The organism is Clavibacter sp. MX14-G9D (assembly GCF_032917815.1).
In the GTDB taxonomy this organism is placed as follows: Bacteria; Actinomycetota; Actinomycetes; order Actinomycetales; family Microbacteriaceae; genus Clavibacter; species Clavibacter michiganensis_K.
Genome location: NZ_JAVCVL010000127.1, coordinates 1 through 8,229, shown reverse-complemented (window position 1 = coordinate 8,229; position 8,229 = coordinate 1). Strand labels below are relative to the sequence as shown.

Genomic DNA, 8,229 nt, shown 5'->3' with positions numbered 1-8,229 from the left:
CGCGGACGGGCACCGGCCCGCGGACGGGCACCGGCCCGGCCGACACCGCCGCGCGGACCCGGGGACCCGGCTCCCGGGTCAGGCGCCCGTCGTCACGCGCCCGCCGTCACGCCGGCGAGCCGCTCCCAGAGGAACGCGTGGATGAGCGACTGCAGCCGCGCGGTCGCCGGGTTGTCGGCCGATCCGCCGTGCCCGCCGGCCGTGTTCTCGAAGTACCGCACGTCCTCGACGCCCGTCTCCTCCAGCAGCGCGACCATCTTCCGCGCCTGCACGGGCCCGACGCGGTCGTCGCTCGTCGCGGCGTAGACCAGGGTGGGCGGGTACGCGACCCCGGCCCGGACGTTGTGGTACGGCGAGAAGGTGCGGATGAACTCCCAGTCGGACGGCACGTCCGGGTCCCCGTACTCGGCGATCCAGGACGCCCCCGCCGACAGCCGCGTGTAGCGGCGCATGTCGAGCAGCGGGACCCCGCAGACCACGGCGCCGAACAGCTCCGGGTAGGTCGTGATCATGTTGCCGACCAGCAGCCCGCCGTTGCTCCGGCCCTCGCAGCCGAGGCGCGCGGCGACGGTGACGCCGCGGGCTACGAGGTCACGGGCGACGGCCGCGAAGTCCTCGTAGGCGCGGTGGCGGTCCTGGCGGAGCGCCGCCCGGTGCCAGGCCGGTCCGTACTCACCGCCGCCGCGGATGTTGGCGAGCACGTACACGCCGCCCCGGGCCAGCCAGCCGCGGCCGACGACGCCGCTGTAGGAGGGCAGCCGGCTGTTCTCGAAGCCGCCGTAGCCCGACAGGAGCGTCGTGGCGGATCCGTCGAGCGGCAGGTCCCGAGGCCCCACCTGGAAGTAGGGCACGCGGGTGCCGTCGTCCGAGACGGCGAAGTGCTGCGCGACCTCGAGGCCCCGGGCGTCGAACGACGCCGGCTGCTCCTTGACGGGCCGCGGCCCCCCTTCGCCCACGACGCCGTGCAGGAGCGTGGGCGGCGTGAGGAAGCCGGTGACGGCCAGCCAGTACTCGTCGGTCTCCCGGTCGGTCGCGACGACGGAGACGGACGCCAGCGGCGTCCCCACGCGGACGTCCTCCACCCGCCATCCGCCGGAGCCCGTGGCCGCCGGCGGCGTGAGGACGCGGATCCGGCTCGCGACGTCCTCGAGCAGCGTGAGCACGAGGTGCCCCGCCGTCCAGGCCCAGTCCTCGAGGCTCCGCGACGACGTGGGCGCGAACAGCACCGCCACCTCGCGCGATCCCGCGAGGAAGTCGTCGAGGGGCGCCGCCAGGAGCGACCCGGCCGCGTGCACGACGCCGCCGATCTCGGTGTCGGTCCGCGGCCGCAGCACGAGCCACTCGCGATGCAGGTCGACGTCGACGTCCTCCGCCACGTCGACGCGCACCGTGCCCGCGTCCGTCAGCAGGAGGGTGCGGGACGTGAAGAAGTCGGGCACCTCTCGCACCACGTCGCGCTCGAAGCCCGGCGTGGGGTCGTGCGTGACGTGAACGAGCATGTCCGTCGCGGCGACCGCGTGGACCTCCGGCGCGTCGGCCAGCGCCTGTCCGCGGCTCCAGCGCCGCGCGGTGCGCGCGTAGGAGCTCTCCGTGAGGCTCCCGGGGCCGAAGTCGGTGCCGACGAACACGGTGTCCCGGTCGATCCACGACACCATCGTCTTCGCGACCGGCACGGAGAAGCCGTCCTCGACGAACCGGCCGGAGCCGAGGTCGAGCTCGCGGACCGCCACGGCGTCGCCGCCGTCGGGTGAGAGGGACACGAGCGCGCGGTCGCGGGCGGGCGTCAGCAGCTGCGCGCGCGCGAACTGCCACGGGATGCCCTCCGCCTCGCCGAGCGCGTCGAGGTCGAGCAGCACCTCCCACTCGGGCGCGGGGGCCTCGTACTCGTCGAGGGTCGTGCGCCGCCAGAGGCCCTGGACGTGGTCGGCGTCGCGCCAGAGGTTGTAGAGGTGCTCGCCGTGCCGCGTCACGTAGGGGATGCGCTCGTCGGACTCCAGCACCTCGAGCAGCTCCGACGTGAGCCCGGCCCGCGACTCCTCGGGCGACCGGGCGAGCGTCCGCTCGTTCTCCGCGCGGACCCAGGCCAGCGCCCGGTCGCCGTGGATCTCCTCCAGCCAGAGGAAGGGGTCGTCGGGGGTCACGGTGTCGCGAGCGTCGGCGGTCATCCCCTCAGCCTACGGACGGCGTCCGGAGGATCCCCTGCTCGCGTCCCGGAGCCCGCGGGACGCCCCTCGGCTCAGGCCGCCGGCGCCAGGAACTCGTCCCAGCCGGGGGCGGGTCGCTCCATCCCGCTCACGACCCAGCCGCTGCCCTGCGGGGCGCGCGGCGGGGTGCGCAGCGTCCAGCCCATCTCCTCGGGCGTGCGGTCGCTCTTGCGGTTGTTGCAGGAGAGGCAGCAGGCGACGAGGTTCTCCCAGGTGTCCATGCCGCCGCGGGAGCGCGGCATGACGTGGTCGATCGTGGTGGCGTTCCGCGCGCAGTAGGCGCAGCGGCCGCCGTCCCGCCGGAGGACGCCCCGGCGCGAGACGGGCACGCGGCGCGCATGCGGGATCCGCACGTACCGCGTGAGGAGGATGACCGACGGGCGGCCCCAGACCCCGCCGTTGCCGAGGATGGGGTGCTCCTCGTCCTGGGCGAGCATGGTGGCCTTGCCGCTCAGCACGAGCACGAGGGCCCGCTTGAACGACACGACGGCGAGCGGCTCGAAGCCCGCGTTGAGTACCAAGGTGCGCACGACATCCCTCTCAGACCGGCCTGGACGGCTTCCAGGAATCCGAATGAGGCGCCCCGCCCCCGGGGACACGCGAAGGCACCGCCGAGTGCTCGGCGATGCCTCCTAGGAGAGCGGGTGACCGCTCGGGTGGACCAGGTGGATGCCCACCCGGGGATGGTGCCGGTGTCCGCGGCGCACGTGCGCATCCATGGTTCGGATGTGGCGTGCGGTGGTCATCGGGGCTCCCGGGCGGGTCGAGGGACGTCTCATCGCACAGGGTAGCCCAGGGCCCCCCGTTTGTCCCGGGGGACGACGAAGGCCGGCGGCGCATCGCGGAGGATGCGTGCCGCCGGCCCGTCACGGGTCGAGCTGGTAGGTCGTCAGCCGAGGAGGCGGACGAAGTGCACGTTCTGGCTCCAGATCGGGCGCTCCTTGACGTGGTCGCCGGGCTTCGGCGCGTCGATGAAGATGCCGTTGCCGGTGTAGATGCCGTCGTGGCTGAAGTCGTTCCAGACCACGATGTCGCCGGGCAGCGCCTCCGCGCGGGACACGACGCGGCCGGCGTTGTGCTGGGCGCGCACCGAGTGCGGCAGGTTCAGGCCGAACTGCGCGAACACGTACTTCACGAGGCCGGAGCAGTCGAAGCCCGCGGGCGTCTCGCCGCCGAAGACGTAGGGGACGCCGAGGTACTGGCGGGCCACGGCGGAGACGCCGGAGGCCGACGTGCCCTGGTAGATCGGGTTGGACGCGAGCTGGGTGGCGGATGCCCCCGTGTAGCTCGTGGCCGTGGACGCGAGCTGCGTGCGACGCTGCTCGGCGAGGGCGGCGCGCGCGGCGGCCGCCTTCTGCTCGTTGAGCTCGGCGACGGAGGTGGCGGTGAAGCCCTCCTCCTCGACCGGCGCCGACGAGGCGCTGTCGGCGGTGACGACCTGGGCGTTCGCCGCCGTGTAGTCCTGCAGCGAGGTGCCCTCGGCGCTGGTGGTGGTCTCGAGCGACGATCCCGCGGCGTAGGCGGGGATGGCCATGACGCCGACCAGGCCGGTGACGAAGGTCATGACGACCGCGTTGGCGGCCTTGGTGCGGCGCGAGCGGCCGACAGGAGCCGGGCTCAGGCGGGGAGCGGGGGTCTGGAGGGTGCGGGTCGCGGAGTCGCGACGGGGCCGGACGGCCTTCGCGTTCTCGGCGGCGCGGAGCTCGCGGCGAGTGGGCACACGATCCATCCCGGGTGCGGGCGGTCGAGTCGGGTCGGACGGGTTCCCGACGGAACCGCTGATGTCACCATGGGCCAAGTTGTCAACCTCCTGCGTCTCGACGCCGGGCATGCTGGCGCCCCGTCCCTCCAAGGTCGTCGAGGGGTACACGTGCAGGGGACGGGTGTCGAGACGCCCTGCACCGGGCCCGGAACCTCTGTGGTGGTCGGTCGGGCCTGTTCGAGAGTAAGCGACGGGCCCTCGTTTGTCATCCTGAGGGACCATATTGCTAACGAATCCGTAACGGCGAGCGTCATCCTCGGGGTGGATGCGCTACATAACCCCCGGTGGCACCGGCGTGGCGGCCGCGTGTGCCCAGTCCGGGGGTGGTCCGGTCGATCCTCCCCCTCGCGGGCCGCCGGCGGCGGCCCCAGCGGACCTCGTCAGCGCTCCATGAAGATGTGCCCGGCGACCTCGAGCGGCAGCTCGAGCCCGGGGCCCGCGCCGTCCACGCGCACGAGCACGTAGGCGCCCTCGCGGGAGAACGACCCGGTCGCCCCCGGCAGCACGCCGGCCTGCTTCAGCTGGGAGAGGAGCTCCGGGTCGAACTGCACCGGCTCGCCCAGGCGGCGGATCACGCCGCGGGCGGGAGTGTCCTCCGTCGTGCCGAGGGATGCCTCCACGATGCTCACGACGCCGGCCATGAAGGCCACCGCGGGCGAGTCGCCCAGCTCGTCGAGCCCGGGGATGGGGTTGCCGTACGGGGACTCGGTGGGGTGGCCGAGCAGGTCGAGGATCTTCCGCTCCACCTGCTCGCTCATCACGTGCTCCCAGCGGCAGGCCTCGTCGTGCACGAACTCCCACTCGAGGCCGATCACGTCGCTCAGCAGGCGCTCCGCCAGCCGGTGCTTGCGCATGACGTGGACGGCCTTGCTGCGCCCCTCGGGCGTGAGCTCCAGGTGCCGGTCGCCGCTCACGACGACGAGCCCGTCGCGCTCCATGCGGGCGACGGTCTGCGAGACGGTGGGGCCGGAGTGCCCGAGGCGCTCGGAGATGCGCGCCCGCAGCGGCACGATGGCCTCCTCCTCGAGGTCGAGGATGGTGCGGAGGTACATCTCCGTCGTGTCCACGAGATCAGTCATCGGGCCTCCCTTGCGCCAGGGACCAGCCTACTTCCCCGGGTGCGCGATGACCGGCCCCCGGCCCCGGACGCCCGCGGGCGCGGCGGGACGGTCCCCTAGCATTGCCGCATGCCGACCACGAAGATCCCCACCGAACTGCTGCCCCTCGACGGACGATTCGGCTGCGGCCCGTCCAAGGTCCGGCAGGCGCAGCTCGACCACCTCGCGCTCGCGGGCGCGCAGATCCTCGGCACCTCACACCGGCAGGCGCCCGTCAAGGACATGGTCGGACGGGTTCGCGACGGCCTCGCCCGCCTCTTCCGACTGCCCGACGGCTACGAGGTCGTGCTCGGCAACGGCGGGTCCACCGCCTTCTGGGACGCGGCGGCCTTCTCCCTCATCGAGCGCCGCAGCCAGAACCTCGTCTTCGGCGAGTTCGGCGGCAAGTTCGCCACCGCCGCGTCTGCGCCGTTCCTCGAGTCCCCCGACGTGATCCGCGCCGAGCCCGGCAGCCGCGCCGAGGCGGTCCCCGTGGAGGGCGTGGACGTGTACGCGTGGCCGCACAACGAGACCTCCACGGGCGTCATGGCCCCGGTCACCCGCGTGCACGGCGACGCGGGCGCGCTGACGGTCGTCGACGCGACGAGCGCGGCCGGCGGCATCGACTTCGACGCGGCCCAGGCCGACGTCTACTACTTCGCCCCGCAGAAGAACCTCGCGAGCGACGGCGGCGTGTGGCTCGCCCTCCTCTCCCCCGCCGCCCTCGAGCGCGTGGAGCGCATCGCGGCGTCCGGGCGCTGGATCCCGGAGTTCCTGAGCCTCAAGAACGCCGTCGACAACTCGCGGCTGAACCAGACGCTCAACACCCCCGCTCTCGCGACGCTCCTCATGCTCGAGGACCAGCTCGACTGGATCGACGGGGCCGGCGGGCTGGCGTGGGCCGACGCCCGCACGCGGGAGTCCTCGTCCGTCCTCTACGAGTGGGCCGAGCGGGTGGACTACGCCCGCCCGTTCGTCGCGGATCCCGCGCACCGCTCGCAGGTCGTGGTCACCATCGACCTCGACGACGCGATCGACGCGGCGGGCGTGGCCAGGACCCTCCGCGCCAACGGCGTCGTCGACACCGAGCCCTACCGGAAGCTCGGACGCAACCAGCTGCGGGTCGCGACCTTCACCGCCATCGAGCCGGACGACGTGCGCGCCCTCGTGCGCTGCATCGAGTTCGTCGTGGAGCACGGCGCGGGCTGATCCCGACCCCGGAGACGACGACGGCGGCGGTCCCCTCGGGGGCCGCCGCCGTCGTCATGCGGGGTGCGGATCAGCGATCGGCGCCGTCGAAGCTCGTGTCGTCGTCGTCATCGTCGTCGTCGTCATCGTCGTCGTCGGCGTCGTCGTCATCGTCGTCATCGTCGTCGTCATCGTCATCGTCGTCGTCGTCGGCGTCGTCGTCATCGTCGTCGCCCTCCGCCGGGGCGGCCTCGAAGTCGACGCCGTCCAGCACGTCGTCCGCGTCCTCGGCATCCTCCGCGGCGTCGTCGTCGTCCTCGTCGTCGTCCTCGTCGTCCGCGGACTCGGCCGCGACGCGCTCGGCCTCCTGCTCGGCCTCGACACCGGCGAGGCGAGCGGACCACGGAAGCCACTCGGGTGACAGCAGCGCGCCCTCGCCGGGCATGAGCTCGACCTCGAGCACGGTGGGAGCGGCGTCCTCGACGCGCGCGAGCGTGACCGTCCAGTACCACCCGGGATACCCGGGCATGGTGTTCGCGAAGAGGAGCGAGAGCACGCGGTCCCCCTCGACGATCGACCCGGCGGGCTCGCCGACCGTGTCATCGGGCGTGATCTCCCGGAGCGCCGCCCGAGCGAGGTCGACGGCCGCGAGCAGCTCCGCGTCGGCCACGGGCGGCTCGACGGCCGCGCCCTCCGGCTCGTCCGCCGAACCGGGCGTCGCCGGCGAGGGGACGGCCTCATCAGCGGGCGGCACATCCGCGGCGGTCGCGTGGTCGGCCGTCGCGTCGGCGGCATTCACGTCGTCGGTCGCCGCGTCGGCGGCCACCACGTCGTGGGCAGTCGCGTCATCGATCGTCGCCTCGTCGCCCCGGCGCTCAGGCATCGAGCTCCTCCGCGACCCGGCGCAGCATCGCCGCGATCTTGCGGCCGTGCGCGTCATCCGGGTACCGGCCGCGCTTGAGGTTCGTGCCGATGCCGTCGAGGACCTTCACGAGGTCCTCGACGATGACGGCCATGTCGTCGGCGGGCTTGCGGGACATGCGGACGAGCGAGGGCGGGGCGTCGAGGATCCGGGCGGACAGGGCCTGCGCGCCGCGCTTGCCGTCCGCGATGCCGAACTCGAGCCGCGTACCGGCCTTGACCCCGGCGACTCCCGACGGCAGGGCGGACGCGTGCAGGAAGACCTCCTGGCCGTCGTCCGAGCTGATGAACCCGAACCCCTTGTCCTCGTCGTAGAACTTGACCTTGCCGGTGGGCATGCGATCCTCTTCCTCCGCCCCGGGCGGGGCTCGATGTGCGGGTGAACGCACCAGTCTATTCGCCCGCGGCCGCCGGACCCGGGTGGCGCGGGGCCCGATCCCGCGCGCACGGCCGCCCGCCGGGCCTGCGCGCGCGACGCGCCCGGGCGCGAGCCACGGCGTAGTCTGGGCGGATGGCATCCGACACCGCACCGAGCGAGGGACGGGCCGAGCGCATCCTCGCCTACATGCTGGCCGGCATCCTGCTCATCGCCGTGCTCAGCATCGTCGCGATCCTGCTGGCCCCGCTCATCGCCGTCGACGCGTCGCAGTACAGCACGCCGGTGTGGCAGGTCATCCTCCTGCTCCCGGCGGTGGGCATCCCCCTCGCCGCGCTCCTCTTCATCGCGATCCTCGTCATCAGCGTCCGTCGCCGCCGCCGCATGGACGGCACGTCCCGCTAGCGGGACGACCATGTCCGACGCCCTGGTGCTCGCGTCGCGGCTGCGCGCCCTCGACGACGCGGCCCTCACCGGCCTCGTCCGCGACCGCGGCATCGAGGCGACGCGCATCGCGGACGTCTTCGACCTCGCCGACGCGCTGCTCGGACCCGACGCCGTCGCGTCCGCGCTCGAGCAGCTCGACCGCACCGCGCTCGCCGTCCTCGCCGTCGCCTCCGCGGACGGCGCGGCCACCCGCCCGGTCCCCCTCCCCGCCCTCCGCGCGTCGCTCGCCCGGCG

Annotated in this window: 8 protein-coding genes and 1 pseudogene; 3 read left to right on the top strand and 6 right to left on the bottom strand. The window is 73.6% G+C overall.

Going from position 1 to position 8,229, the window contains the following annotated elements:
• Window positions 1-92: 92 nt before the first annotated feature.
• The 4 genes from Q6969_RS10655 to Q6969_RS10640 all read right to left on the bottom strand — a co-directional run bounded on the left by Q6969_RS10655 (window position 93) and on the right by Q6969_RS10640 (window position 5,045).
• A complete protein-coding gene (locus Q6969_RS10655; RefSeq protein ID WP_317230416.1) occupies window positions 93-2,165 on the bottom strand; it encodes a prolyl oligopeptidase family serine peptidase in 2,073 nt (690 codons plus the stop codon).
• 71 nt (window positions 2,166-2,236) lie between these two features.
• Window positions 2,237-2,734, bottom strand: coding sequence for an HNH endonuclease (locus tag Q6969_RS10650; RefSeq protein WP_317230415.1), 498 nt, complete (start codon window positions 2,732-2,734; stop codon window positions 2,237-2,239).
• Between the two features lie 359 nt (window positions 2,735-3,093).
• Window positions 3,094-3,933: an NlpC/P60 family protein gene (locus tag Q6969_RS10645; RefSeq protein ID WP_317230414.1), complete on the bottom strand. Its 840-nt coding sequence runs from the start codon at window positions 3,931-3,933 to the stop codon at window positions 3,094-3,096.
• A gap of 413 nt (window positions 3,934-4,346) precedes the next feature.
• Window positions 4,347-5,045 (bottom strand): metal-dependent transcriptional regulator, encoded by a 699-nt coding sequence (locus Q6969_RS10640; RefSeq protein WP_317230413.1) that lies wholly within the window; start codon window positions 5,043-5,045, stop codon window positions 4,347-4,349.
• 108 nt (window positions 5,046-5,153) lie between these two features.
• On the opposite strand from Q6969_RS10640, the gene serC reads away from it, so the two are divergent.
• A complete protein-coding gene (gene serC, locus Q6969_RS10635) occupies window positions 5,154-6,272 on the top strand; it encodes a phosphoserine transaminase (RefSeq protein WP_317230412.1) in 1,119 nt (372 codons plus the stop codon).
• A gap of 70 nt (window positions 6,273-6,342) precedes the next feature.
• Here the strand turns inward: serC and Q6969_RS10630 are convergent, their stop codons facing one another.
• Together Q6969_RS10630 and Q6969_RS10625 are read right to left on the bottom strand one after the other, a co-directional pair.
• The gene (locus tag Q6969_RS10630) at window positions 6,343-7,134 is read right to left on the bottom strand and encodes a DUF3027 domain-containing protein (RefSeq protein ID WP_317230411.1); all 792 of its coding nucleotides are present in this window, start codon (window positions 7,132-7,134) and stop codon (window positions 6,343-6,345) included.
• A complete protein-coding gene (locus Q6969_RS10625) occupies window positions 7,127-7,510 on the bottom strand; it encodes a cold shock domain-containing protein (protein ID WP_317230410.1) in 384 nt (127 codons plus the stop codon). The genes Q6969_RS10630 and Q6969_RS10625 overlap by 8 nt, the downstream gene beginning before the upstream one ends.
• A gap of 173 nt (window positions 7,511-7,683) precedes the next feature.
• On the opposite strand from Q6969_RS10625, the gene Q6969_RS10620 reads away from it, so the two are divergent.
• Window positions 7,684-7,953 (top strand): hypothetical protein, encoded by a 270-nt coding sequence (locus Q6969_RS10620; RefSeq protein WP_317230409.1) that lies wholly within the window; start codon window positions 7,684-7,686, stop codon window positions 7,951-7,953.
• A gap of 10 nt (window positions 7,954-7,963) precedes the next feature.
• Window positions 7,964-8,229, top strand: a pseudogene (locus Q6969_RS10615) (hypothetical protein); the annotation flags it as partial.

Bases quoted from the DNA above. Each gene is read 5' to 3' on its own strand.
- Q6969_RS10655 (WP_317230416.1), bottom strand. From the start codon at position 2,165: ATGACCGCCGACGCTCGCGACACCGTGACCCCCGACGACCCCTTCCTC.
- Q6969_RS10645 (WP_317230414.1), bottom strand. From the start codon at position 3,933: ATGGATCGTGTGCCCACTCGCCGCGAGCTCCGCGCCGCCGAGAACGCG.
- Q6969_RS10640 (WP_317230413.1), bottom strand. From the start codon at position 5,045: ATGACTGATCTCGTGGACACGACGGAGATGTACCTCCGCACCATCCTC.
- serC (WP_317230412.1), top strand. From the start codon at position 5,154: ATGCCGACCACGAAGATCCCCACCGAACTGCTGCCCCTCGACGGACGA.
- Q6969_RS10630 (WP_317230411.1), bottom strand. From the start codon at position 7,134: ATGCCTGAGCGCCGGGGCGACGAGGCGACGATCGATGACGCGACTGCC.
- Q6969_RS10625 (WP_317230410.1), bottom strand. From the start codon at position 7,510: ATGCCCACCGGCAAGGTCAAGTTCTACGACGAGGACAAGGGGTTCGGG.
- Q6969_RS10620 (WP_317230409.1), top strand. From the start codon at position 7,684: ATGGCATCCGACACCGCACCGAGCGAGGGACGGGCCGAGCGCATCCTC.